Annotated in this window: 22 protein-coding genes; 18 read left to right on the top strand and 4 right to left on the bottom strand. The window is 56.8% G+C overall.

What is annotated here, in order from left to right; all coding sequences use genetic code 11:
* Positions 1–201 precede the first annotated feature (201 nt).
* The 4 genes from KGB23_RS09120 to KGB23_RS09105 form a co-directional block, all read right to left on the bottom strand.
* A complete protein-coding gene (locus KGB23_RS09120) occupies positions 202–942 on the bottom strand; it encodes a YciK family oxidoreductase (protein ID WP_046047994.1) in 741 nt (246 codons plus the stop codon).
* Positions 943–1142: 200 nt separating this feature from the next.
* Positions 1143–1814 carry an N-acetylmuramic acid 6-phosphate phosphatase MupP gene (gene mupP, locus KGB23_RS09115; RefSeq protein ID WP_223430754.1) on the bottom strand — a complete coding sequence of 224 codons (672 nt, stop codon included), beginning with the start codon at positions 1812–1814 and terminating at the stop codon, positions 1143–1145.
* 4 nt (positions 1815–1818) lie between these two features.
* On the bottom strand, positions 1819–2517 hold the full coding sequence (ubiG, locus tag KGB23_RS09110; protein WP_033055822.1) for a bifunctional 2-polyprenyl-6-hydroxyphenol methylase/3-demethylubiquinol 3-O-methyltransferase UbiG: 699 nt from the start codon (positions 2515–2517) through the stop codon (positions 1819–1821).
* Between the two features lie 57 nt (positions 2518–2574).
* On the bottom strand, positions 2575–3909 hold the full coding sequence (locus tag KGB23_RS09105; RefSeq protein WP_223430753.1) for a TRZ/ATZ family hydrolase: 1335 nt from the start codon (positions 3907–3909) through the stop codon (positions 2575–2577).
* A gap of 108 nt (positions 3910–4017) precedes the next feature.
* On the opposite strand from KGB23_RS09105, the gene mtnA reads away from it, so the two are divergent.
* From mtnA to KGB23_RS09015, 18 genes are all read left to right on the top strand, one after another.
* A complete protein-coding gene (mtnA, locus tag KGB23_RS09100; protein WP_223430752.1) occupies positions 4018–5094 on the top strand; it encodes an S-methyl-5-thioribose-1-phosphate isomerase in 1077 nt (358 codons plus the stop codon).
* A gap of 435 nt (positions 5095–5529) precedes the next feature.
* Positions 5530–8187, top strand: a complete 2658-nt coding sequence (gyrA, locus tag KGB23_RS09095; RefSeq protein WP_008148713.1) for a DNA gyrase subunit A — start codon at positions 5530–5532, stop codon at positions 8185–8187.
* A gap of 237 nt (positions 8188–8424) precedes the next feature.
* The gene (gene serC / locus KGB23_RS09090; RefSeq protein ID WP_056744078.1) at positions 8425–9510 is read left to right on the top strand and encodes a 3-phosphoserine/phosphohydroxythreonine transaminase; all 1086 of its coding nucleotides are present in this window, start codon (positions 8425–8427) and stop codon (positions 9508–9510) included.
* The gene (gene pheA / locus KGB23_RS09085; protein WP_030128742.1) at positions 9510–10604 is read left to right on the top strand and encodes a prephenate dehydratase; all 1095 of its coding nucleotides are present in this window, start codon (positions 9510–9512) and stop codon (positions 10602–10604) included. The genes serC and pheA overlap by 1 nt, the downstream gene beginning before the upstream one ends.
* 12 nt (positions 10605–10616) lie before the next feature.
* The gene (hisC, locus tag KGB23_RS09080) at positions 10617–11729 is read left to right on the top strand and encodes a histidinol-phosphate transaminase (RefSeq protein WP_223430751.1); all 1113 of its coding nucleotides are present in this window, start codon (positions 10617–10619) and stop codon (positions 11727–11729) included.
* A gap of 28 nt (positions 11730–11757) precedes the next feature.
* Complete coding sequence (locus KGB23_RS09075) at positions 11758–13965, top strand: bifunctional prephenate dehydrogenase/3-phosphoshikimate 1-carboxyvinyltransferase (protein ID WP_263288570.1); 2208 nt, start codon at positions 11758–11760, stop codon at positions 13963–13965.
* Positions 13962–14651 (top strand): (d)CMP kinase, encoded by a 690-nt coding sequence (gene cmk, locus KGB23_RS09070; RefSeq protein ID WP_008148720.1) that lies wholly within the window; start codon positions 13962–13964, stop codon positions 14649–14651. Before KGB23_RS09075 ends, cmk begins: the two co-directional genes overlap by 4 nt.
* A gap of 120 nt (positions 14652–14771) precedes the next feature.
* Complete coding sequence (gene rpsA / locus KGB23_RS09065) at positions 14772–16463, top strand: 30S ribosomal protein S1 (protein WP_008148721.1); 1692 nt, start codon at positions 14772–14774, stop codon at positions 16461–16463.
* 218 nt (positions 16464–16681) lie between these two features.
* Complete coding sequence (locus KGB23_RS09060; protein WP_134422176.1) at positions 16682–16960, top strand: hypothetical protein; 279 nt, start codon at positions 16682–16684, stop codon at positions 16958–16960.
* 152 nt (positions 16961–17112) lie between these two features.
* The gene (ihfB, locus tag KGB23_RS09055) at positions 17113–17409 is read left to right on the top strand and encodes an integration host factor subunit beta (RefSeq protein WP_033055808.1); all 297 of its coding nucleotides are present in this window, start codon (positions 17113–17115) and stop codon (positions 17407–17409) included.
* Between the two features lie 27 nt (positions 17410–17436).
* Positions 17437–17673: a LapA family protein gene (locus KGB23_RS09050; RefSeq protein WP_223430748.1), complete on the top strand. Its 237-nt coding sequence runs from the start codon at positions 17437–17439 to the stop codon at positions 17671–17673.
* A 228-nt stretch (positions 17674–17901) separates the two neighbouring features.
* Complete coding sequence (rfbB, locus tag KGB23_RS09045; protein ID WP_223430747.1) at positions 17902–18978, top strand: dTDP-glucose 4,6-dehydratase; 1077 nt, start codon at positions 17902–17904, stop codon at positions 18976–18978.
* Positions 18975–19868, top strand: coding sequence for a dTDP-4-dehydrorhamnose reductase (gene rfbD / locus KGB23_RS09040; RefSeq protein WP_223430745.1), 894 nt, complete (start codon positions 18975–18977; stop codon positions 19866–19868). Before rfbB ends, rfbD begins: the two co-directional genes overlap by 4 nt.
* Positions 19865–20755 (top strand): glucose-1-phosphate thymidylyltransferase RfbA, encoded by an 891-nt coding sequence (rfbA, locus tag KGB23_RS09035; RefSeq protein WP_150655192.1) that lies wholly within the window; start codon positions 19865–19867, stop codon positions 20753–20755. The genes rfbD and rfbA overlap by 4 nt, the downstream gene beginning before the upstream one ends.
* 54 nt (positions 20756–20809) lie before the next feature.
* Positions 20810–21733, top strand: a complete 924-nt coding sequence (locus tag KGB23_RS09030; RefSeq protein WP_223430743.1) for a glycosyltransferase — start codon at positions 20810–20812, stop codon at positions 21731–21733.
* A complete protein-coding gene (locus KGB23_RS09025) occupies positions 21730–22692 on the top strand; it encodes a UDP-glucose 4-epimerase family protein (protein ID WP_223430742.1) in 963 nt (320 codons plus the stop codon). Before KGB23_RS09030 ends, KGB23_RS09025 begins: the two co-directional genes overlap by 4 nt.
* Positions 22689–23708, top strand: coding sequence for an MraY family glycosyltransferase (locus KGB23_RS09020; RefSeq protein ID WP_223430741.1), 1020 nt, complete (start codon positions 22689–22691; stop codon positions 23706–23708). Before KGB23_RS09025 ends, KGB23_RS09020 begins: the two co-directional genes overlap by 4 nt.
* A 137-nt stretch (positions 23709–23845) precedes the next feature.
* Positions 23846–25783: a glycosyltransferase family 2 protein gene (locus KGB23_RS09015; RefSeq protein ID WP_223430739.1), complete on the top strand. Its 1938-nt coding sequence runs from the start codon at positions 23846–23848 to the stop codon at positions 25781–25783.
* Positions 25784–26370 lie beyond the last annotated feature (587 nt).

The following is a 26370-nucleotide window of genomic DNA, read 5'->3' as shown; positions in this document are numbered from 1 at the left end:
CGTGTCTGAGCAAATTTAGAGCGAAAGTCGTGCCATTCGGTTCAGTCGGATAAAAAGCGTTCTAAATCAAAGTATTGAAGCTGTCGTTGAAGAGCGTTGCTACGTTCTGTGACAGTTATTTGACTTGTGGCAGGGGTGGTTACGACGCACTTTGAGTGCCGCGACGGGAAGCCGTCGCGGCACAAAAGCGACGCGCGGGCGTTACTGAGCGTTGAACGCCTGGCCGTTGATGCCGGTGCTGTCCGGACCCATCAGGTAGAGGTAAACCGGCATGATCTCCTCGGGCGTCGGGTTGTTCAGCGGGTTTTCACCCGGGTAAGCCTGGGCGCGCATGCTGGTGCGGGTGGCGCCCGGGTTGATGCTGTTGGAGCGCACCGGTGCCACGGTGTCGACTTCGTCGGCCAGGGTTTGCATCAAGCCTTCGGTGGCGAACTTGGACACGCCGTAAGCGCCCCAATACGCACGCCCCTTGCGGCCGACGCTGCTGGACGTGAACACCACCGAAGCGTCCTGAGACAGCTTGAGCAGCGGCAGCAGGGTGCTGGTGAGCATGAACATGGCGTTGACGTTGACGTGCATGACGCGCATGAAGTTTTCACCGGACAGCTGTTCGATCGGCGTACGTGGGCCAATGATCGACGCGTTGTGCAGCAAACCGTCGAGATGGCCGAATTCGGTTTCAATCATCGCTGCCAACTCATCGTATTGATGGGGCAGGGCGGTTTCCAGGTTGAACGGGATCACCGCCGGTTGTGGATGGCCGGCGGCTTCGATTTCGTCGTAGATCTGAGTCAGGTTGGCTTCGGTCTTGCCCAGCAACAGCACGGTGGCGCCGTGTGCAGCGAAGGTTTTTGCGGCGGCAGCACCGATGCCACGGCCAGCACCGGTGACCAGGATGACCCGGTCCTTGAGCAATTCTGGGCGAGCGGAATAATCAAACATAAGAAACCTCACAACAATTCAATAGGCAGGCATCGCACTCGTGGCGAGAGGGCTTTTGTGGCGAGGGGATTTATCCCCGTTCGGCTGCGCAGCAGTCGCAAACCTGACAATTCGGTGTGACTGACGAAATTGCAGGGGCCGCTTCGCGACCCAACGGGGATAAATCCCCTCGCCACAAAAGCATCCGGCAGCCAGTCAGGTCAGCAACTGCACAGCGCGCTATCGAGCACCTTGCGCAACTCCAGCGGATGATCGACCACCACATCCGCGCCCCAATGCCGCGGGTTATCGTCCGGATGAATGTAGCCATAGGTCACGGCGGCCGTCTTGGTGCCGGCATCGCGACCTGATTCGATATCGCGCAGGTCATCACCCACAAACAGCACGCTGGCGGGGTCCAGGTCGAGCATCTTGCACGCCAGGATCAACGGCTCGGGGTCCGGTTTGCTGTTCTTCACATGGTCCGGGCAGATCAACAACGCCGAGCGCTCGGCCAGGCCAAGCTGTTGCATGATCGGCTCGGCGAACCGCAGTGGTTTGTTGGTGACCACGCCCCAGATCAGGTTGGCCTTTTCGATGTCGGCCAGCAGTTCGCCCATGCCGTCGAAGAGTTTGCTGTGAACCGCGCAGCCGGCGAGGTAACGCTCCAGAAATTCCAGGCGTAATTCCTCGAAGCCCGGTGATTCCGGGTCCATGGAGAAGGTCACGGCGACCATCGCCTTGGCGCCGCCGGAGATCTCGTCGCGAATGTGCTGGTCGTTCATCGGCGGAAGGCCGCGGTCGGCACGCATCGCCTGACAGATCGCAATGAAGTCCGGCGCGGTGTCGAGCAGGGTGCCGTCCATGTCGAAAAGAACTGCTCTGATACGCATCGGCTTACTCCTCGCGCAGGGTCTGGATCATGTAGTTGACGTCCACGTCGGAGGCCAGTTTGTAGTGCTTGGTCAGCGGGTTGTAGGTCAGGCCGATGATGTCCTTGACGGTCAGGCCGGCCATGCGGCTCCAGGCACCCAGCTCGGACGGGCGGATGAATTTCTTGAAATCGTGGGTGCCGCGCGGCAGCAGCTTCATGATGTATTCCGCGCCGACGATGGCGAACAGGTACGCCTTCGGGTTGCGGTTGATGGTGGAGAAGAACACCTGGCCGCCGGGTTTGACCATGCGGAAGCAAGCGCGGATCACCGAGGACGGGTCCGGTACGTGCTCGAGCATTTCCAGGCACGTGACCACGTCGAACTGCTCGGGCATTTCTTCAGCCAGCGCTTCGGCGGTGATCTGCCGGTATTCGACGCTCACGCCGGATTCCAGCTGATGCAGTTGCGCGACCGCCAGCGGCGCTTCGCCCATGTCGATGCCCATGACGGTAGCGCCGCGCTGGGCCATGGCTTCGCTGAGAATGCCGCCGCCGCAACCGACGTCGAGGACTTTCTTGCCGGCCAGGTTGACCCGTTCGTCAATCCAGTTGACCCGCAGCGGGTTGATGTCGTGCAGCGGTTTGAACTCGCTTTCGCGATCCCACCAGCGATGGGCCAGGGCTTCGAATTTGGCGATTTCGGCGTAGTCGACGTTGCTCATGGTTAAGTCCTCTAAAACTTGAAAAATCCTGTTGCCCCGGTGGTGAGTCCGGGGTGCTTACGATTCGGTATGGCCGCTGATGCGCTGGCCCCAGGCCTTGGCGGTGGCGCAGAGCTGTTCTTCATCCAGACGAGTCAGGCGACGGTCCTCGAGCAGTTGCTTGCCGGCGACCCAAAGGTGTTTCACGCAATCACGGCCGGTGGCATATATAAGCTGCGAAACCGGGTCATAGACCGGTTGCTGCGCCAGGCCGGAGAGATCGATCGCGACGATGTCCGCGGCTTTGCCGACTTCCAGCGATCCCACTTCGGATTCAATGCCCAGTGCGCGGGCGCCATTGAGCGTGGCCATGCGCAGGGCACGATGAGCGTCCAGTGCGGTGGCCGAGCCGGCGACGGCTTTGGCCAGTAAGGCGGCGGTGCGGGTTTCGCCGAGCAGGTCCAGGTCATTGTTGCTGGCTGCGCCATCGGTGCCGATCGCCACATTGACGCCAGCCTGCCACAAGCGCTCCACCGGGCAGAACCCGCTGGCCAGCTTCAGGTTCGACTCCGGGCAATGAATCACGTTGGTGTTACTTTCTACCAGCAACACCTGGTCTTCATCGCTGATCTGAGTCATATGAACCGCCTGAAAGCGCGGCCCCAGCAAGCCCAAGCGTCCGAGGCGGGCCAATGGGCGCTCGCCGTACTGCTCGACGGACTGCTGCACTTCATAAGCAGTTTCATGCACGTGCATATGGATCGAGGCGTCCAGTTCTTCGGTGATTACCCGGATTTTCTCCAGGTTCTCGTCGCCCACGGTGTAGGGTGCGTGGGGGCCGAAGGTGACTTTGATGCGCTCGTGGTGCTTGAGATCGCTAAATAATTCGACGCCCTGACGAATGGCGTCGTCCGCCGTGCTGGCGCCCGGGATCGGGAAATCGAGGATCGGAATCACGATTTGCGCACGAATGCCGCTGTTATGGACGCGCTCGCTGGCAACCTTCGGGAAGAAATACATGTCAGAGAAGCAGGTGATGCCACCTTTGATCTGCTCCGCGATTGCAAGGTCAGTGCCGTCACGGACGAAAGTTTCATCGACCCACTTGGCTTCGGCCGGCCAGATGTGGTCTTCCAGCCAGGTCATCAGGGGCAGATCATCGGCCAGGCCACGGAACAGCGTCATCGCCGCATGACCATGGGCATTGATCAAGCCAGGGCAGAGCAACATTTCCGGCAGTTCGCGGACTTCGGTTGCGTTAAGCTTCAGCGCAGCCGAGCGTGGGCCGATGAAGACGATGCGTCCGTCGCGGATGCCCAGGGCGTGCTCTTTGAGGACAACGCCAGCGGGTTCGACGGGTACCAGCCAGGTCGGCAGCAATAGCAAGTCGAGCGCAGCGGCAGTGTTCGGCATCGAGAGTCGGTTCCAGAGCTTTTGTAAAGGATGGCGAAGTATACCCGAGCGTCTTCGCGGGGGGATCGCTATAATCGACGGCTTTTGTTCATGAGTACGGGGTGACGGATGCGCGATCGACTGTTGGCTGCGGAGAAGGTGAAGGCCATCGATTGGCGTGATGGCGCCCTTTACCTGCTGGATCAGCGTATTTTGCCGTTCGAGGAAACCTGGATCGCCTACACCAGCGCTGCTGGCGTGGCCGAGGCCATTCGTTCGATGGTAGTGCGCGGAGCGCCGGCGATTGGCATCAGTGCAGCTTATGCCATGGTGCTGTCGGCCCGCGCCCGAATTGCCGAGGGTGGTGACTGGCAGGCAGCGTGGGAAGAGGATTACGCGCTACTGGCCGACTCCCGTCCAACAGCGGTGAATCTGTTCTGGGCCTTGAGCCGCATGCGTGACCGCCTGGACCGTCTCAAGGACGACGCAGACCCTCTGGCGGCGCTGGAGGCGGAGGCTATCGCCATTCACGAGAGTGATCGCGAAGCCAACCTGACCATGGCGCAACTGGGTGTGGACCTGATCCGCAAGCACCAGGGCAACGCCCAGGCGATTCTGACCCACTGCAACACCGGCGCACTGGCCACCGGCGGCTTTGGCACGGCGCTTGGCGTCATTCGTGGCGCTTTCATCGAAGGCATGGTCGAGCGCGTCTATGCCGACGAAACCCGTCCATGGCTGCAAGGTTCGCGGTTGACCGCATGGGAGCTGGCCAACGAAGGCATTCCCGTGACCCTCAATGCCGACTCCGCCGCCGCCCACATCATGAAGACCAAGGGCATTACCTGGGTGATCGTCGGTGCTGACCGGATCACCGCCAATGGCGATGTGGCCAACAAGATCGGCACTTATCAGCTGGCGGTGAACGCCATGCACCACGGGGTGCGTTTCATGGTGGTGGCGCCGAGTTCGACCATCGACATGAACCTGGCCAGCGGTGATGAGATCCCGATTGAAGAGCGCGATGGTCGCGAGTTGCTGGAAGTGGGCGGTAAGCGGGTCGGGGCGGATGTCGAAGCGTTCAACCCGGTATTCGATGTGACTCCGGCTGACCTGATCGATGCGATTGTTACCGAAAAAGGCATTGTCGAGCGTCCGGATACCGCGAAAATGGCGCAGTTGATGTGCCGCAAGCGTCTGCATTAAAGATATCTGGCGTCTGATAAAACGCCTTCGCGAGCAAGCCCGCTCCCACATTTGATCGATTTCTCAAGTTAGACACGGTCGGGTGTGGGAGCGGGCTTGCTCGCGAAGAGGCCCTCACAGCCACCAAACAACCCCCATTCACTCCGAAATTCTTCAATCAAAAAGGCTCTAAGCCTCTCTCGTCCCCTTCAAGCCTGTCACCGGTCAACTAACTATGCTCCATGCGCATCTGGGGGATAGGTGCGTGGCGGCTCTTGTGATAACATCCGGCGGTTTCCAAGGTAGCCCGATGTGGCTGCCTTTACTGCGCAGATCCATGGCATAACTCGTTGATTTGTCGTAAGTCGGTGCATGGCACTCAGCCTGCAGCGGCGAGCTTCGTTCGTCCCATATGGATGTGACGAAGTTTCACCAGAAAAAGGAATCAGGCTTCTCATGGGCGAACTGGCCAAAGAAATCCTCCCGGTCAATATCGAAGACGAGCTGAAGCAGTCCTACCTCGACTACGCGATGAGCGTAATTGTCGGGCGGGCACTGCCGGATGCGCGCGATGGCTTGAAGCCCGTGCACCGGCGTGTGCTGTTCGCGATGAGCGAGCTGGGCAACGACTTCAACAAGCCGTACAAGAAATCTGCCCGTGTTGTCGGTGACGTGATCGGTAAGTATCACCCTCACGGTGATACCGCGGTGTACGACACCATCGTTCGGATGGCGCAGCCATTCTCGCTGCGCTACCTGCTGGTAGACGGTCAGGGCAACTTCGGTTCCGTGGACGGCGACAACGCCGCCGCCATGCGATACACCGAAGTGCGCATGACCAAGCTGGCGCACGAGCTGCTGGCTGACCTGCACAAAGAAACCGTGGACTGGGTGCCGAACTACGACGGCACCGAAATGATCCCGGCGGTCATGCCGACCCGTATTCCCAACCTGTTGGTCAACGGCTCCAGCGGTATCGCCGTGGGCATGGCGACCAACATCCCGCCGCACAACCTCGGTGAAGTCATCGACGGTTGCCTGGCACTCATCGACAACCCTGAGTTGACCATCGATGAGCTGATGCAATACATCCCTGGTCCGGACTTCCCGACCGCCGCGATCATCAACGGTCGCGCCGGCATCATCGAAGCCTACCGCACCGGTCGTGGCCGCATTTACATGCGCGCCCGCTCGATGATCGAAGACATCGACAAGGTCGGTGGCCGTCAGCAGATCGTCATCACCGAACTCCCTTACCAGCTGAACAAGGCCCGTCTGATCGAGAAGATCGCCGAGCTGGTAAAAGAGAAGAAGCTTGAAGGCATCACCGAACTGCGCGACGAGTCCGACAAGGACGGCATGCGCGTCGTGATCGAACTGCGTCGCGGCGAAGTGCCTGAGGTGATCCTCAACAACCTCTACGCCCAGACCCAGCTGCAAGCGGTGTTCGGTATCAACATCGTCGCGCTGATCGACGGTCGTCCGCGGATCCTGAACCTCAAGGACCTGCTGGAAGCCTTCGTGCGTCACCGTCGCGAAGTCGTTACCCGCCGTACCGTGTTCGAACTGCGTAAAGCCCGCGAACGTGGCCACATTCTGGAAGGTCAAGCGGTTGCCCTGTCGAACATCGACCCGGTTATCGCCCTGATCAAGGCTTCGCCAACGCCGTCGGAAGCCAAGGAAGCGCTGATCAAGACCGCGTGGGAATCTTCCGCCGTGGTCGCGATGGTTGAACGCGCCGGTGCCGATTCGTGCCGTCCAGAGACCCTGGACCCGCAATACGGTCTGCGTGAAGGCAAGTACTTCCTGTCGCCGGAACAGGCTCAAGCCATTCTGGAACTGCGTCTGCACCGTCTGACCGGTCTGGAACACGAAAAGCTGCTGGCCGAGTATCAAGAGATCCTCAACCAGATCGGCGAACTGATCCGCATCCTCAGCAGCGCCACGCGCCTGATGGAAGTGATCCGTGAAGAGCTGGAAGTGATCCGCGCCGAATACGGCGATGTGCGTCGCACCGAGATTCTCGATGCCCGTCTCGACCTGACCCTGGGTGACATGATCCCGGAAGAAGAGCGCGTCGTGACCATTTCCCACGGTGGCTACGCCAAGACCCAGCCATTGGCTGCGTACCAGGCTCAGCGTCGTGGCGGTAAAGGCAAATCGGCTACCGGCGTGAAGGATGAGGATTACATCGCTCACCTGCTGGTCGCCAACAGCCACACCACGCTGCTGCTGTTCTCCAGCAAAGGCAAAGTGTACTGGCTGAAAACCTACGAAATCCCGGAAGCGTCCCGCGCTGCCCGTGGTCGTCCGCTGGTCAACCTGCTGCCGCTGGACAGTGATGAATACATCACCACCATGTTGCCGGTCGACGAATACACCGAAGGTCACTTCATCTTCATGGCCACTGCCAAAGGCACCGTGAAGAAGACCCCGCTGGAATCCTTCAGCCGTCAACGCAGCGTCGGTCTGATCGCGCTGGAGCTGGACGAAGGTGACGTACTGATTTCTGCCGCCATTACCGATGGCGAGCGCGAAGTCATGCTGTTCTCCGACGGCGGCAAGGTCACTCGCTTCAAGGAAACCGACGTTCGCGCCATGGGCCGTACCGCTCGCGGTGTCCGCGGCATGCGTCTGCCGGAAGGCCAGAAGCTGATTTCCATGCTGATCCCGGAAGAAGGCAGCCAGATCCTGACCGCTTCGGCCCGTGGTTTCGGCAAACGCACGGCGATCACCGAGTTCCCTGAGTACAAACGTGGTGGTCAGGGCGTTATCGCCATGGTCAGCAACGACCGTAACGGCCGTCTGGTCGGTGCAGTCCAAGTACTCGACGGCGAGGAAATCATGCTGATTTCCGACCAGGGCACACTGGTTCGTACTCGTGTCGACGAAGTCTCCAGCCTGGGTCGTAACACCCAGGGCGTGACCCTCATCAAACTGGCCAGCGATGAAACGCTGGTAGGTCTGGAGCGGGTTCAGGAGCCGTCGGAAGTCGAAGGTGAAGAGCTGGAAGAAGGTGAAGAGGGTGCAGTGTTCGACGGCGAAGTCGTCATCGACGACGTTGTTGAAGATCAGCAACTCGACGCCGCAGCCGACGAAGAACCGCAGGAATAAGCGGGCAGACAGGGGGCGGATGAGAATTCGCCCCCTTGTTGTTTGTCCTCTGGAATTGTTTTTAATGTAGGGCTGTAGGAGCTGTCGAGCGAAGCGAGGCTGCGATCTCTTGATCTTGCTCTTGCTTTAGCTATGTGGGGTCCATACGAAAAGATCGCAGCCTCGCTTCGCTCGACAGCTCCTACAGGTCAAATAGTTTTGTTGCGTGATTACCACCAAATCAGAGCGAGATTGGATGTGAGCAAGAGAGCCTATAACTTCTGTGCCGGTCCTGCGGCACTTCCCGAAGCTGTCCTGCAGCGCGCCCAGGGTGAACTCCTCGACTGGCACGGCAAGGGCCTGTCGGTCATGGAGATGAGCCATCGCAGTGATGAGTTCGTTTCCATCGCCACCAAGGCCGAGCAGGATCTGCGTGATCTGCTGAATATCCCCTCGAACTATAAAGTGCTGTTTCTGCAAGGTGGCGCCAGCCAGCAATTTGCTCAGATTCCTCTGAACCTGTTGCCCGAAAGCGGCACCGCCGACTATATCGACACCGGTATCTGGTCGCAGAAAGCCATCGAAGAAGCTTCGCGCTACGGGAACGTCAACGTTGCCGCTACCGCCAAGCCTTACGACTATTTCGCTATTCCCGGTCAGAACGAATGGAACCTGTCGAAAGATGCGGCCTACGTTCACTACGCACCGAACGAAACCATCGGCGGCCTGGAATTCAACTGGGTTCCGGAAACCGGTGATGTTCCGCTGGTCGCCGACATGTCTTCCGACATTCTCTCGCGTCCGATCGATGTTTCGCGCTTCGGCATGATCTACGCCGGCGCCCAGAAGAACATCGGCCCGAGCGGCATCGTCGTCAACATCGTTCGCGAAGACCTGCTGGGTCACGCCCGTTCCCTGTGCCCGACCATGCTCAACTACAAGGTCGCGGCCGACAACGGCTCGATGTACAACACCCCGCCAACCCTGGCCTGGTACCTCTCGGGTCTGGTATTCGAGTGGCTGAAAGAGCAGGGTGGTGTTGAAGCCATCGGCAAGCTCAATGAAGTGAAACAGCGCACGCTGTACGACTTCATCGACGCCAGCGGCTTGTACAGCAACCCGATCAACAAGTCGGATCGCTCGTGGATGAACGTGCCGTTCCGTCTGGCTGACGACCGTCTCGACAAGCCATTCCTGGTCGGTGCCGAAGAGCGTGGCCTGTTGAACCTCAAGGGTCACCGTTCCGTGGGTGGCATGCGTGCCTCCATCTATAACGCCGTCGACATCGTTGCGGTCAACGCACTGATTTCGTACATGGCAGAGTTCGAGAAGGAACACGGCTAATGTCTGAGCAAGAACTCAAGGCACTGCGCCTGCGCATTGATGCCCTGGACGAGAAAGTCCTGGAGCTGATCAGTGAGCGCGCACGCTGCGCCCAGGAAGTTGCGCGAGTAAAGATGGCCTCGCTGGCCGAAGGCGAAGTGCCGGTGTTCTATCGTCCTGAGCGTGAGGCTCAGGTGCTCAAGCGTGTTATGGAGCGTAACCAGGGGCCGCTGGGCAACGAAGAGATGGCGCGGCTGTTCCGCGAAATCATGTCCTCGTGCCTGGCCCTCGAGCAGCCACTGAAAGTGGCTTACCTTGGCCCTGAAGGCACCTTCACCCAGGCGGCGGCCATGAAACACTTCGGTCACGCCGTGATCAGCAAGCCGATGGCAGCGATCGACGAAGTGTTCCGTGAGGTGGCGGCCGGTGCGGTGAATTTTGGCGTGGTCCCGGTGGAAAACTCCACCGAAGGCGCGGTCAACCACACCCTCGACAGCTTTCTCGAACACGACATGGTGATCTGTGGCGAAGTCGAGCTGCGGATTCACCACCACCTGTTGGTCGGTGAAAACACCAAGACTGACAGCATCAGTCGTATCTATTCCCACGCCCAGTCGCTGGCCCAGTGCCGCAAATGGCTGGACGCGCATTACCCGAATGTCGAGCGCGTGGCAGTGTCCAGCAACGCCGAAGCAGCCAAGCGAGTCAAGGGTGAGTGGAACTCGGCGGCGATTGCCGGCGACATGGCGGCAGGCTTGTACGGGCTGACCCGTCTGGCCGAGAAAATCGAGGATCGCCCGGACAACTCCACGCGATTCCTGATGATCGGCAGCCAGGAAGTGCCGCCGACCGGCGACGACAAGACTTCGATCATCGTTTCCATGAGCAACAAGCCCGGCGCACTTCACGAGTTGCTGGTGCCGTTCCACGACAACGGCATCGACCTGACGCGAATCGAGACGCGTCCTTCGCGCAGTGGTAAATGGACCTACGTGTTCTTTATCGACTTCGTCGGCCACCACCGTGATCCGTTGATCAAGGGTGTGCTGGAAAAGATCAGTCAGGAAGCAGTAGCACTCAAAGTGCTGGGTTCCTACCCGAAAGCAGTTCTCTAAGGGCGGTAGCAAATGAGTGGTGACTTCCTCGCTCTGGCACAGCCGGGCGTGCAACAACTTTCGCCTTACGTTCCGGGCAAGCCTGTGGACGAACTGGCGCGTGAGCTGGACCTTGATCCGGCCAGCATCGTCAAACTGGCCAGCAACGAAAACCCGTTGGGCGCTAGTCCCAAGGCTCTGGCGGCGATTCACGTAGCGCTGGCCGAGCTGACCCGTTACCCAGACGGCAACGGTTTTGCGCTCAAGACCCTGCTGGCCGATCAGTGCCGCGTCGAGCTCAATCAGGTGACGCTGGGCAACGGTTCCAACGACATTCTGGAGCTGGTCGCCCGTGCCTACCTGGCGCCGGGTTTGAACGCCGTGTTCAGCGAGCATGCGTTTGCGGTCTATCCGATCGTCACGCAAGCCGTCGGCGCTACGGCCAAAGTGATTCCGGCCAAAGACTGGGGCCATGATCTGTCGGCCATGCTGGCCGCGATCGATGCCGATACTCGCGTGGTGTTCATCGCCAACCCGAACAACCCGACCGGGACCTGGTTTGGCGCCGAGGCGCTGGACGAATTCCTGCAGGACGTACCGGAACACGTGCTGGTGGTGCTGGACGAGGCCTACATCGAATACGCCGAAGGCAGCGACTTGCCGGATGGCCTGGACTACCTGGCGGCCTATCCGAACCTGCTGGTTTCGCGCACATTCTCCAAGGCTTACGGCCTGGCGGCATTGCGGGTCGGCTATGGCTTGTCCACTGCGGTGGTTGCGGATGTGCTGAACCGCGTGCGTCAGCCGTTCAACGTCAACAGTCTGGCCCTCGCCGCCGCGTGCGCTGCGTTGCAAGACACCGAGTACCTGGCTGAAAGCCGTCGCCTGAACGAATCCGGCATGCAGCAGTTGGAAGCAGGTTTGCGCGAGCTGGGGTTGAGCTGGATTCCGTCCAAGGGCAACTTCATCTGCGTCGATCTGGGTCGCGTTGCGGCACCGGTCTTCCAGGGCTTGTTGCGCGAAGGCGTGATCGTGCGTCCGGTGGCCAATTACGGCATGCCGAACCACCTGCGCATCACCATCGGTCTGCCGGCGGAAAACAGCCGCTTCCTCGAGGCGCTGACCAAGGTTCTGGCTCGTGGTTGATGTCACTGCACTGCAATCTGCTGAACCTATGATCGGTCGCCTGGTGGTGGTCGGTCTGGGGTTGATCGGCGGTTCGTTTGCCAAGGGTTTGCGTGAAAGCGGCCTGTGCCGCGAAGTGGTCGGGGTCGACCTCGATCCGCAGTCGCGCAAACTGGCGGTTGAATTGGGTGTGGTGGATCGCTGCGAAGAAGACCTGGCCGCTGCATGCCAGGGCGCCGACGTGATTCAGCTGGCCGTACCGATCCTCGCCATGGAAAAAATGCTCAGCCAATTGGCCGGTATGGACCTGGGGCAAGCGATTCTGACCGACGTCGGCAGCGCCAAAGGCAATGTGGTGCGGGCGGCAACCGAGGCGTTTGGTGGCATGCCGGCGCGTTTCGTGCCAGGGCATCCGATCGCCGGTTCCGAGCAGAGCGGGGTGGAAGCCTCTAACTCAGAGCTGTTCCGTCGCCATAAAGTGATTCTGACACCGCTGGATCAGACTGATCCGGCAGCCCTGGCAGTGGTCGACCGGTTGTGGCGCGAATTGGGCGCCGATGTCGAGCACATGCAGGTCGAGCGTCACGACGAAGTGTTGGCGGCGACCAGCCATTTGCCGCACTTGTTGGCGTTCGGTTTGGTCGATTCGTTGGCCAAGCGCAATGAAAACCTTGAGATCTTCCGTTACGCTGCCGGCGGTTTCCGCGATTTCACAAGAATTGCGGGTAGCGACCCGGTCATGTGGCACGACATCTTCCTCGCCAACCGCGAAGCTGTCCTGCGCACACTCGATACATTTCGCAGCGACCTCGACGCCTTGCGCGACGCGGTCGATGCAGGGGATGGGCACCAATTGTTGGGCGTGTTCACTCGCGCCCGGGTTGCCCGCGAACATTTCAGTAAAATCCTGGCCCGCCGGGCTTATGTGGACGCTATGAATTCCAACGACCTGATTTTCCTGGCACAACCTGGTGGCCGCCTGAATGGGCGGATTCGAGTACCGGGCGACAAATCGATTTCCCACCGTTCGATCATGCTCGGCTCCCTGGCTGAAGGCGTTACCGAAGTGGAAGGTTTCCTCGAGGGCGAAGACGCCCTGGCAACCTTGCAAGCCTTCCGTGACATGGGCGTCGTGATCGAAGGTCCGCACCACGGTCGCGTGACCATTCACGGCGTCGGCCTGCATGGCTTGAAGCCTGCACCGGGCCCGATCTATCTGGGCAACTCCGGTACGTCGATGCGTCTGCTGTCTGGCCTGTTGGCTGCGCAGAATTTCGACAGCACCCTGACGGGCGATGCTTCGCTGTCCAAGCGTCCGATGAATCGCGTGGCCAATCCGCTGCGTGAAATGGGCGCCGTGATCGAGACCGCTGCTGAAGGTCGTCCACCGATGACCATTCGTGGCGGCAACAAGCTCAAAGGCCTGACCTACACCATGCCGATGGCCAGTGCCCAGGTTAAATCCTGCCTGCTGCTGGCGGGTTTGTACGCCGAGGGCAAGACCACCGTCACCGAGCCGGCTCCAACCCGCGACCACACCGAGCGCATGCTGCGTGGCTTCGGCTACCCGGTCACCGTCAATGGCGCGACCGCTTCGGTCGAGTCCGGCCACAAGCTGACCGCGACCCACATTGAAGTGCCGGGCGACATCTCGTCGTCGGCGTTCTTCCTGGTGGCTGCGTCGATCGCCGAAGGTTCGGAGCTGGTGCTTGAGCACGTCGGCATCAACCCGACCCGTACCGGTGTGATCGATATTCTGCGTCTGATGGGCGCTGACATCACCCTGGAAAACCAGCGTGAAGTCGGCGGCGAACCAGTAGCTGATCTGCGCGTACGAGCAGCTAAACTCAAAGGTATCGAGATTCCCGAAGCGCTGGTTCCGCTGGCCATCGACGAATTCCCGGTGCTGTTCGTAGCCGCCGCCTGTGCCGAAGGGCGCACCATTCTGCGTGGCGCTGAAGAGCTGCGGGTTAAAGAGTCGGACCGGATTCAGGTCATGGCGGATGGCTTGCTGGCGCTTGGCGTCAAGTGCGAGCCGACCCCGGACGGCATCATCATCGACGGCGGCCAGATCGGCGGCGGCGAAGTGCACGGTCACGGCGATCACCGGATTGCCATGGCCTTCAGCGTGGCTTCGCTGCGCGCGACTGCACCGATCCGCATCCATGATTGCGCCAACGTCGCGACGTCGTTCCCGAACTTCCTCGCGCTGTGTTCGCAGGTCGGTATCCGTGTTGCACAAGAGGCTCAGTCGTGATTATCAAGCCGCCGGTCATCACCATCGACGGGCCTAGCGGTTCGGGCAAGGGCACTATTGCCGGGATTCTGGCCAAGCGTCTGGGCTGGTGCCTGCTGGATTCCGGTGCGCTGTACCGCCTGCTGGCATTCGCCGCGCGTAACCATGGCGTCGATCTGACCAATGAAGAGTCGCTGAAGCTGCTGGCCGCTCATCTGGATGTGCAATTCGTCGGTGCGACCGAAGGTCATCCGCAGCGGATCATTCTCGAAGGTGACGATGTCACTGATGATCTGCGCAACGAACAAGTTGGCGCCTGGGCTTCCCAGGTCGCTGCACTGCCGGCGGTGCGTGATGCGCTGCTCCAGCGCCAGCGGGCGTTTCAGGAGGCTCCGGGTCTGGTGGCCGATGGTCGCGACATGGGCACGGTGGTTTTCCCCGATGCACCGCTGAAGATATTCCTCACTGCCAGTGCCGAGGAGCGTGCGCGCCGTCGATACTTGCAGTTGAAGGGCAAAGTCGATGGTGTTAGTCTGTCGAGTCTGCTAGATGAGATACGTGTCCGCGATGAGCGTGACACCCAGCGAGCGGTAGCCCCGCTCAAACCGGCGGCTGACGCCATACAGCTGGATTCCACGGAATTATCCATCGATCAGGTGCTGGAACGCATCATGAGCGAGATCGCCATTCGCGATATCGCCGGGTGACCAAGAAACTCCGTAGGGGACCAGTCATAGTCTTGCGGTGTTTCTTCTAATGAACATAACCCACGTCGTCTGGGACGTGGAGATGGGCGTATCCTTCGCCCTTATTCAACAGGAATTAAAATGAGCGAAAGCTTTGCGGAACTCTTTGAAGAAAGCCTAAAAACCCTGAACCTTCAGGCAGGCTCCATCATCACCGGTGTTATCGTTGATATCGATTACCAAGCTCGCTGGGTAACCGTTCACGCTGGCCTGAAGTCTGAAGCACTCATCCCGCTTGAGCAGTTCTACAACGATGCTGGCGAACTGACTATCAACGTCGGTGACGAAGTTCACGTTGCTCTGGACTCGGTTGAAGACGGCTTTGGTGAAACCAAGCTGTCCCGTGAAAAAGCCAAGCGCGCTGAATGCTGGATTGTTCTGGAAGCAGCCTTCGCAGCCGAAGAAGTGGTCAAGGGCGTTATCAACGGTAAGGTTAAAGGCGGCTTCACTGTCGACGTTAACGGCATCCGTGCGTTCCTGCCAGGTTCTCTGGTTGACGTCCGTCCTGTGCGCGACACCACGCACCTGGAAGGCAAAGAGCTGGAATTCAAGGTCATCAAGCTTGACCAGAAACGCAACAACGTTGTCGTTTCCCGTCGTAGCGTCCTCGAAGCCGAGAACTCCGCTGAGCGTGAAGCTCTGCTGGAATCCCTGCAGGAAGGTCAACAAGTCAAAGGTATCGTCAAAAACCTCACCGATTACGGCGCATTCGTCGATCTGGGTGGCGTCGATGGCCTGCTGCACATTACCGACATGGCTTGGAAGCGTATCAAGCATCCTTCCGAAATCGTCAACGTTGGCGACGAGATCGATGTCAAGGTTCTGAAGTACGATCGCGAACGCAATCGTGTTTCCCTGGGCCTCAAGCAACTGGGCGAAGATCCATGGGTTGCTATCAAAGCCCGTTACCCAGAAAGCACTCGCGTTACCGCTCGTGTAACCAACCTGACCGACTACGGCTGCTTCGCTGAGCTGGAAGAAGGCGTTGAAGGTCTGGTACACGTTTCCGAAATGGACTGGACCAACAAGAACATCCACCCTTCGAAAGTCGTACAAGTCGGCGACGAAGTGGAAGTTATGGTTCTGGACATCGACGAAGAGCGTCGTCGTATCTCCCTCGGCATCAAACAGTGCAAATCTAACCCATGGGAAGATTTCTCTGGCCAGTTCAACAAGGGCGATAAAATCTCCGGCACCATCAAGTCGATCACCGATTTCGGTATCTTCATTGGTCTGGACGGCGGCATCGACGGTCTGGTTCACCTGTCCGACATCTCCTGGAACGAAGTGGGCGAAGAAGCCGTTCGCCGCTTCAAGAAGGGCGACGAGCTGGACACCGTTATCCTGTCGGTTGACCCAGAGCGCGAGCGCATCTCCCTGGGTATCAAGCAACTGGAAAGCGATCCGTTCTCCGAGTACGTTCAAGAGAACGATAAAGGCGCCATCGTTAAAGGCATCGTGAAAGAAGTTGACGCTAAAGGCGCCATCATCACTCTGGCCGACGATATCGAAGCGACTCTGAAAGCCTCCGAAATCAGCCGTGACCGCGTTGAAGACGCGCGCAACGTTCTGAAAGAAGGCCAGGAAGTAGAAGCCAAGATCATCAGCGTTGACCGCAAGAGCCGCGTAATCCAGCTCTCCATCAAGTCGAAAGACGATGCTGAAGAGAAAGAAGCAATCCAGAGCTTGAAAGACAAGCCTTCGGATAGCATCGCTGCTGGTCCTACCACTCTGGGCGACCTGTTGCGTGCACAAATGGAAAAACAGAACTAAGTTCTGTCAAACCATAGAAAAAGGGCGACTTCGGTCGCCCTTTTTTGTGTCTGCGATTTGGTGATTATGATGGTCACGCAACGCTGCGATTGTTTGCCGTGAAACCAATCGACCCGGCAAGTTGTCTCTTTCTTTAATCGGATTAATCGTTTATTTGCAGCTAGTCTTTAGCCTGAAGCGAGCGGCCGTCGGGCGGCGTGTCCGACCTAAGGAAGCGAATGAACAAGCTCATTGTCGTCATAGCAGTTCTGACACTGGCGGGCTGTACCACTAATGCCAAAACTCATGCAGTGCGTGGGGTCAGTGGCATCGAGATCGATTGTTCGGGATTGGGCTCGGGATGGGAGAAGTGTCGCAAGCGAGCGAACAAGGAGTGCAAGGCAGCGGGCTACAAAGTTGTAGCCAGATCCGATGATGCCAAGGACGAGGATGAGTACCCCTTTGGCTTTAATCCGGCGGGCTATCTGACGCGCACCATGCTGGTGATCTGTAGATGAGTGTGTGAGTGCGGGATCAGTGTTCCGATGCGCTGGAGGAGTGCATCTCATTGCTGGTGGAGTATGTCAAAAACTCGGGCTGTTCAAATTGATCCGGGCGTGCTAAAACCTTTGAAGCGCTGATCTAGCTGCTTGAAAAAGAAGGGAAAAATATGACGAAGTCGGAGTTGATCGAACGAATTGTCACCCATCAAGGGCTACTCTCATCCAAGGATGTGGAGCTGGCCATCAAGACCATGCTCGAACAAATGTCCCAGTGTCTGGCCACCGGTGATCGCATCGAGATCCGTGGGTTTGGCAGCTTCTCCTTGCACTACCGCGCACCGCGCGTAGGTCGCAATCCAAAAACCGGTCAGTCCGTCAGCCTCGATGGCAAGTTCGTTCCGCATTTCAAGCCGGGAAAAGAATTGCGTGATCGAGTCAACGAGGATGAGGAGGAGGTTCTTTGACAGTTGGCGCTCATCAAGGAGCTACTCATGCGTAACCTCAAGCGGGTGCTGCTTGGTGTTTTTATTCTTTTGCTGGTGCTGGCGATCCTGGCATTTGTGCTCGAAAATCAGCAGTCGGTTTCGCTCCTGTTCCTGGGGTGGACTGGGCCGCAGTTGCCGATATCGGTAGTTATGGTCCTGGTCCTGCTAACAGGGATGGTAATTGGTCCGATCCTTGGCTGGTTCGCTCGAAAGGCCAGAATGTCGCGCAAGTACCGTGCTTGACTGCGACCAAGATGGATGGCATCGAATTTGTGCCGCAGTTTGTCTATATTCAATAGTAAAACCTTTATTAAACTGTAAAATGTTGCGGCTGTCCGAATAGCTATTCATCCGCATTCGGTTCAGGCTGACTCTGTCAGAAGCCTTTGCTGAACCAGGCGGCTTCTGCATTTATGGATTAGGCAGTGCTCGCTAGGCAGCCCTGTCAGCAACTCAAGGGTATGTTTTCGCGTGAAAATTCTAGTAACCGGCGGCGCCGGATTTATTGGCTCTGCAGTCATTCGTCACATCATCTCCAATACTGCAGATTCCGTAGTCAATGTGGATAAGCTGACTTACGCCGGCAACCTTGAGTCGTTGGCCGAAGTGGACCAGAGCGCGCGCTATGTGTTCGAGCGCGTCGACATCTGCGATCGCGATCAGGTTGACCGCGTCCTTCGTGACCATCAGCCCGATGCCATCATGCATCTTGCCGCCGAGTCTCATGTAGATCGCTCAATCTCCGGTCCTTCAGAGTTTATCCAGACCAACATCATCGGCACCTATACGCTGCTGGAGGCTGCGCGCAATTATTGGAGCGCGCTGGATGAGGAGCGCAAAGCCAATTTCCGCTTCCACCATATCTCGACTGACGAAGTCTACGGAGACCTCGAAGGTCCGGAAGACCTCTTTACCGAAACCACGCCGTACCAGCCAAGCTCGCCGTACTCGGCCAGCAAGGCCAGTTCCGATCACCTGGTTCGCGCCTGGAGCCGTACCTACGGCCTGCCGACCTTGGTCACCAACTGTTCGAACAACTACGGCCCGTGCCACTTCCCTGAGAAGTTGATCCCGTTGATCATCCTCAATGCGCTGGAAGGCAAGCCGCTGCCGGTCTATGGTAAAGGTAACCAGGTTCGCGACTGGCTCTATGTCGAAGACCACGCCCGTGCTCTGTACAAAGTCGTTACCGAAGGCAGTATCGGTGAGACGTACAACATCGGTGGCCACAACGAAAAGCAAAACATCGAAGTGGTGCACACCCTGTGTGCACTACTCGACGAACTGCGTCCGGACTCCGCTCATCGCCCGCACGCCAGTTTGATCACCTACGTCCAGGATCGCCCGGGCCACGATCAGCGCTACGCAATCGATGCCAGCAAAATTCAGCGCGAATTGGGTTGGGTGCCTGAAGAAACTTTCGAAACCGGTATTCGCAAGACTGTCGAGTGGTACCTGAACAACACTGAGTGGGTAGCGCATGTGAAGAGCGGCAGCTACCAACAGTGGATCGACAAGAACTACACGGATCGCTCGAACAAAGCATGAAAATCCTCTTGCTGGGAAAAAACGGCCAGGTGGGCTGGGAGTTGCAACGCTCCCTGGCAACGCTTGGCGAGTTGATTGCCCTGGATCGTCATACGGTCGATGGTTTGTGTGGTGACCTGTCGGATCTCGACGCGTTGCGCGCCACGATCCGCCTGGTCAAACCCGACGTCATCGTCAACGCTGCGGCCTACACGGCTGTTGATAAAGCTGAGTCCGAGACCGAACTGGCCGACCGTGTGAACGGTCAGGCAAGCCAACTGATGGCCGAAGAGGCCTTGGCTCTGGGTGCTTGGCTGATTCATTACTCCACTGATTACGTCTTCAGTGGCCAGGGTTCTACCCCCTGGCAAGAGTCAGATGAAGTCTCCCCGGTGAATCAATACGGCGCCAGTAAGCTGGCCGGTGAACAGGCAATTACCGCGTCGGGATGCAAGCATCTGATCTTCCGCACCAGCTGGGTCTATGGCGCTCGAGGCAACAACTTCGCCAAAACCATGCTGCGTTTGGCCAAGGATCGCGAAACATTAAGTGTTATAGCCGACCAGATCGGAGCCCCGACGGGGGCAGACCTGATTGCCGACGTAACCGCGTTGGCCATTCAGCAAGTTCTGCAACGTCCCCAGCTTTCTGGCTTGTATCACTTGGCGGCCAGTGGTGATGTGTCCTGGCACGGCTATGCTAGCCATGTGATCGGTTTCGCCCAAGACAACGGCGAGCAGCTCGCCGTAACGGCGGTCAATCCGATTGAAACGACGGCTTATCCAACACCTGCGCGCCGGCCTCTGAATTCGCGTTTGAATACTCAGAAGCTGCGTGACAATTTTTCTCTACACTTGCCGGATTGGCAAAGTGGCGTAACCCGAATGCTTAGGGAAGTTCTGAATAAATGACCACGACAAATCGTAAAGGCATCATCCTCGCCGGCGGCTCAGGTACGCGCCTGCATCCGTTGACCCTTGGCGTGTCCAAGCAGATGCTGCCGATCTACGACAAACCGATGATCTTCTATCCGCTATCGGTGTTGATGCTCGCGGGCATGCGCGAAATTCTGATCATCTCTACTCCGGAAGATTTGCCCTGCTTCCGTAAACTGCTCGGTGACGGAAGCCTGTACGGCATCAAGCTGACTTACGCCGAACAGCCTAGCCCGGACGGCCTGGCGCAAGCGTTCATCATCGGTGAAGAGTTCATTGGTAAGGATCCTTGCTGTCTGATCCTGGGTGACAACATTTTCTACGGTCAGCACTTCTCGGACAACCTGCGCTCCGCCAGCTCTCAACAACATGGCGCTACCGTATTCGGCTACCACGTCTCCGACCCGGAACGCTTCGGTGTTGTCGAGTTCGACAAAACCGGTCGCGCTCTTAGCATTGAAGAGAAACCGCTGAAGCCAAAATCCAACTATGCAGTGACCGGCTTGTACTTCTACGACAACGATGTTGTCGAGATCGCCAAGAACATCAAGCCATCGGAGCGTGGCGAGCTGGAAATCACCGACGTTAACCGCGCCTACCTCGAGCAGAACACCCTCAATGTAGAAATGCTCGGACGCGGTTTTGCCTGGCTGGACACGGGGACTCACGACTCGTTGCTCGAGGCCAGTCACTTCGTGCACACGATCGAGCAGCGTCAAGGCTTGAAAGTGGCCTGCCTGGAGGAGATCGCCTACAACAACGGTTGGATTACCGCTGAACAGTTGGGCGCTCAGGCCGATAAGCTGAAGAAGACTGGCTATGGTCAGTACCTGCAAAAACTGCTGGATTTGGATTCCCTCTGAGTCGAGAGGGTTTACTTTCAAACCTAGCGTTTAATCCGTGCAAGCAGGAATAGCATGCCAGTAAAACATCCCAAGGTTGCAGTTTTGCTGGCTGCGTACAACGGAATGCAGTGGATTGAGGAGCAACTGGTCTCGATTCTCGGCCAGTTATCGGTCGACGTTACCCTGCACATTAGCATCGACCCCTCTACTGACGGCACCGAAGCGTGGTGTAAAGCTTATGCGGCTGAGCATCCAGCAGTTGTAGTGCTTCCGGATGCCAATCGCTTCGGCGGAGCATCGCGCAACTTCTTTCGGTTGATCCGGGACGTTGACTTCGATGGCTACGACTTCGTCGCCTTTGCCGACCAGGACGACATCTGGTATCCCGACAAGCTGCACAGAGCAACCCAGGCGCTGCAGGCGCGAGGAGTAGATGCCTACTCCAGTAACGTGACGGCGTTCTGGCCAAGCGGCAGAACCCAGCTGCTGGACAAGGCGCAGCCTCAGGTCGCCTGGGATTTTTTGTTCGAGGCAGCGGGGCCTGGCTGCACCTATGTCTTTAGAAAAAGCCTGGTAGAAGCCTTGAAAGGCTCGATGCTCGCCAACTGGCAGCAACTGCAAGGTGTAACTTTGCATGACTGGTACTGCTACGCCTTTGCGCGCAGTCATGGTTACCGTTGGTATATCGACCCGTTACCCAGCATGGATTACCGGCAGCACGAGCGTAATCAGGTCGGTGCCAACACAGGTCTGAGTCCGTTGATCGCTCGTTACAAAACCATTCATGACGGTTGGTGGTTCGGTCAGGTTCGCCTGATTGCAGATCTGGTGGGGCAGGGGACGAAGCCCTTAGAAGGCGTCTTGCTACAATTACGGCGAACGGAACTGATGAAACTGTCCTTCAGTGCCTGGCAATGCAGGCGTCGGGTACGGGACAAGATTTTCTTCTTTTTTATCTGTTGGGTCACCGCATTGATAGGAAACAAAGCTCAATGACAGCCCCAAAGGTATTGGTCACGGGGGCAGGCGGTTTCGTGGGTGAGGCGCTGGTTTTCAGGATGTTGGTGGACAAACAGTTCGCTCCGATCGCAGCCGCTCGCGGTCTCACCCGGTTACAGGGTTTATGCCCGGTTGTACCCTTTGATCTGAATGATCCTGAAGCCTTGTCTGAGTTGAAGGATGTAAGTGCGGTCGTCCACGCGGCGGCCAGAGTTCATGTGATGAACGAAATCGCCTCTGATGCCTTGGCCGAGTTTCGCAAGGTCAATGTGGAGGGCACTCTTCGGTTGGCAAAGCGCGCCGCTGAATCGGGAGTCAAACGCTTCATCTTCATCAGTTCGATCAAGGTCAATGGCGAAAGCACCCTGCCAGGCAAGCCGTTCAAGGCTGACGATACTCCGGCTCCGGTGGATCCTTATGGCGTGTCCAAGCACGAGGCTGAACAAGCCCTGAGACAACTTGCTCGTGAAACGGGAATGGAAGTGGTGATTATTCGCCCGCCATTGATCTATGGGCCGGGGGTTAAAGCCAATTTTCTGAGTATGCTGCGCTGGCTCAACAAAGGTATTCCGTTACCGTTGGGAGCGGTCCGGAATCAGCGTAGTCTTGTGGCGATCGGAAACCTGGTGGACCTTGTAATCACCTGTATCGATCATCCTGCCGCAGCGAACCAAACCTTTCTGGTCAGTGATGGCCAGGACTTGTCCACAACTCAAATGCTACGTCGCCTGGGCAATGCGCTCGGGACGAAGGCCTGGCTCTTGCCATTGCCAGAGTGGTTGCTGGTAGTGGCGGCTTCGGCATTGAGAAAGCAATCCGTTGCTCAACGGATCTGCGGGTCATTGCAGGTCGACATCAGCAAAAATCGTGAATTATTGGGGTGGACACCACCCATCAACATGGATGAAGCCATGCGCCAAACCGCAGGTCACTATCTGGACGCGCAGACGAAATGACTTTTTTGTGGCTGCTACTTGCAGTATTCGTTGTTTCCTGGGGGCTGACGCTTGTTTTACGTCGTTATGCTTTGTCCAAAAGCTTGATGGATATACCAAACGAGCGCAGCTCTCACTCTGTGCCTACTCCTCGGGGTGGAGGTGTAGCTATTGTTGTCTCCTTTCTGTTGGCGCTTCTGATCCTTCGCGGTCTTGATTTGATGAGCCTGGCGACGCTCTTTGGTTTGCTGGGGAGCGGCCTGTTGGTCGCGCTTATCGGTTTTGCCGATGATCACGGGCATATCGCTGCAAGGTGGCGCCTGTTAGGCCATTTTGCTGCCTCGATATGGGCGTTATATTGGCTGGGAGGCTCTCCTTGCGTCACGCTCTTTGGCGCTACCCTTGATCCAGGGTGGATTGGGAATATTTTGTTTGTGCTGTATTTGGTCTGGATGCTGAATCTTTACAACTTCATGGATGGCATTGACGGCTTGGCCAGTGCTGAAGCGATCAGTGTCTGCCTCGGAATGTTGCTGGTCTATTGGTTTGGCGCAAACCTCGAACTGGCGTGGGGGCCTCTGGCTCTGGTGGCAGCGGTCGCGGGTTTTCTCTGTTGGAACTATCCGCCGGCGAAAATTTTCATGGGAGACGCAGGCAGTGGTTTTTTGGGGGTTGTATTGGCAGGGATGTCCATTGAGGCAGCCTCCAAGTCGCCTGAGTTGCTCTGGAGCTGGTTGATCATGCTTGGCGTTTTCGTTGTTGATGCGACGTGGACCCTGATGCGCAGGCTTTTGCGAGGTGAAAAAGTATATGAAGCCCACCGCAGCCATGGTTATCAATATGCCTCTCGCAAGCACCGTAGCCATAAAACAGTAGTGCTGGCATCGATCACTATTAATTTTGTATGGCTCATGCCGTTATCGATCGCTGTAGCAAGTGGGTGGATTTCCGGATTTTTTGGTATGGTCGTCGCTTATGCTCCACTGCTATTTATCGCATGCACCTACAAAGCTGGAGAGTCGGAGCAAGTAGTGTAATTAAAAAGCGTCAGAAACACATATCAACACAGGTTTGCATGGTTGCCTCTCTTGTAGAGCGTCTTGGGATGTACCTGCCGCTGATGTTGTGATATTTGCAGGTCGCTAAGTTGCATTGGTTAGGGGGTTCGATTTTAATGAGTGGTTTATTCAGTATGGTTGCTTCAAAGATTTGGCAAGTCGTAACACGTTTTTTTCGAGGGCTGCGCTCTTTTTTGGCCAAGTCTAAAGCGTTCATTCGGCCCTTTTACCAAAAGTTTCCTTTCCTTGTGTGGATTCGTGTTCGTATACATTTGTTTTTCAAGCGTTTGCGCGAGAACATAATGTTAGTGATTTATTCGCGAAATAATACCAAGGCGATACAGGCTATATTGAATCGTCGTTTTTCACGGTTCCAGAACTCGTCGGTCGCCCAGGCGCAACCCGTTATTGATGTGTCGGTGGTGACGTTCAATAGTGGCAAGTGGATTGATGGTTTTTTTGAATCGTTAAGGGCGCAAAGTTACCCGCTCAGCAAATTCAATATGTTCTTTGTTGATAACGGATCTTCGGACAGCACCCTCGAAGCATTGCAGCGTTGGCAGGCATTGCTTGGTCAGGAAGTGGCTGGTTTCGACATTCTGGAAGGCGACAATGTCGGGTTTGGTGCCGGGCATGAAAAGGCAATCCATAAAGGAAGCTCTGAGTATTTTCTTGTTAGTAATGTGGATATCGTTTTTGCCAAAGACTCTATAACCAGAGTGGTGGCCGATGCTTTGGCTGATGCCAAGGCTGAGGTGGCATCCTGGGAGTTGAGGCAGGCACCTTATGAGCATCCTAAATATTACGATCCGGTAACGTTGGAAACCAACTGGTCGTCCCATGCTTGCGTGCTCGTAAGAAGGTCGGCTTACGTTGAAGTCGGTGGATACGAGCGCGAGATCTTCATGTATGGCGAAGATGTCGAGCTTTCCTATCGCTTCAGGTCCTATGGATACCAACTCAAGTATTGCCCGTCCGCCGTCGTCTATCATTATACCTATGAGCATGAGCATCATATAAAACCGATTCAGTATACCGGCAGCACGCTGGCCAATGCTTATATCAGGCTACGCTATGGGAATTTGAGCGATAGAGTGGGTGGCTTTATCTTGCAGTGCCTGCTTTTGCTCCGTCCGGAACCCTATGCTGGTGCCCGTCGCGATGTGTTCAGAAACTTCGGTGTGATATTCAAGAAGGCTCGGTATTTTATGCAGGGCAAGGGGCCGAGTGAAAACTGCTATTTCCCTTTTCGGGGCTTTGATTATGAAATGATCAGGGATGGGGCGTTCTGGGAAGTGGGTGAGCCATTGGCCGATTACCCTCTTGTTACTGTGGTTACTCGAACTTACAAGAATCGAGGAGAGTTTCTCAGGCAGTCCATGATGTCCGTGCTTAATCAGACGTATCCGAATATCGAGTTGATAGTCGTTGAGGATGGCGGTTCTACGATGAGCTCGGTTGTGGCTGATTTCGAGTTTCCGGAGGGAATGAGTGTCAGTTACTACTCCCTCGATAAAGTCGGTCGTTCGGTTACCGGTAATTATGGTCTCGAAAAGGCAGCCGGAAAATATTGCATGTTTCTCGATGATGATGATTTGCTTTTTGCGGATCATGTCGAGGTGCTTGTTGGTGCGTTGGCGAAAAATTCTGATGCGGTAGCGGCCTACTCATTGGCATTGGAAGTCGGCACTGTTGCCAGTGGCGTGGAAGAGCAATACTTTGAGGTTAGCCATGCTGTACCTCCGATTCTCAAGCAAGAATATGACTATGATGTTCTGTTGGATCACAACTTTATAGCGATCCAGTCTCTCCTTTTTCAAAAGGATCTCTACTTGCAGCGAGGTGGATTTCAAACCGATATGAGCAGTCTCGAAGACTGGAATCTTTGGTTGCGCTATGGTTACGGCAATACGTTTGCTTATGTGCCAAAAACAACGTCTTTGTTTAGAACTCCTGGTGACCCCTCTGTACGGGTGGAGCGGCATATGCAGTTGCATGAAGCTTATTATATTGCCAAGAATCACGCAGTGAAAACGTGTAAGAGTTATACCTGAGTTCGTGCTTTAGCAGTTTTTGGTATTGAATTTTGTGAATTGAGTCATTCCGTGTGAGTGGCTCTTTTTTTTGTATTTCTCTACTGATGGAGCTCTGGCTGGTTGGTCGATGTCGTTGGTTTTGTATACAATCTGTTGGCTCTTTATTGGTTTTTTGCTCCTCAATATTCTGGTTTTTTGTCCAGGTGGATGGGGGCAGCCCTTTAAATAAGCAAATCAGGCTGTTTCGGGAGGGGCGCAAGCCTGGGTCAGGATGGTTTCGAGCGGTGCACCGTCCTGTGTCCCGTCAACGATTCGGTCCACCGTGTACGTGCCTGGGTTTGAGGTGATTTTCGCTCTTGGCGGTAGGGGCTTGAGCCTTTTTTGTTGGGCGCTGCGGCTAGGCCATAGGTAAGAACCCCGGTATTTCTGAGCTATTTTGAATGTTAAGACCAAAAAATGTTATAAATCAGTTTTGGTTGGTTTCGCGCTTGTTTGCTCCGGGTCAGTGACCGCGCTTGTGGTTCGCTCGGCCCAAGGGGGCTAACGTCGTCGACGTATAGTCGTCGCTGGAACCAGGGAGTGGTCATTTGCAAGTGTTACCCTTT

It is taken from the genome of Pseudomonas sp. GL-B-26, assembly GCF_019947405.1.
In the GTDB taxonomy this organism is placed as follows: Bacteria; Pseudomonadota; Gammaproteobacteria; order Pseudomonadales; family Pseudomonadaceae; genus Aquipseudomonas.
The sequence above is the reverse complement of the archived record's forward strand: the minus strand, read 5'-3'. Positions and strand labels throughout refer to the sequence as shown.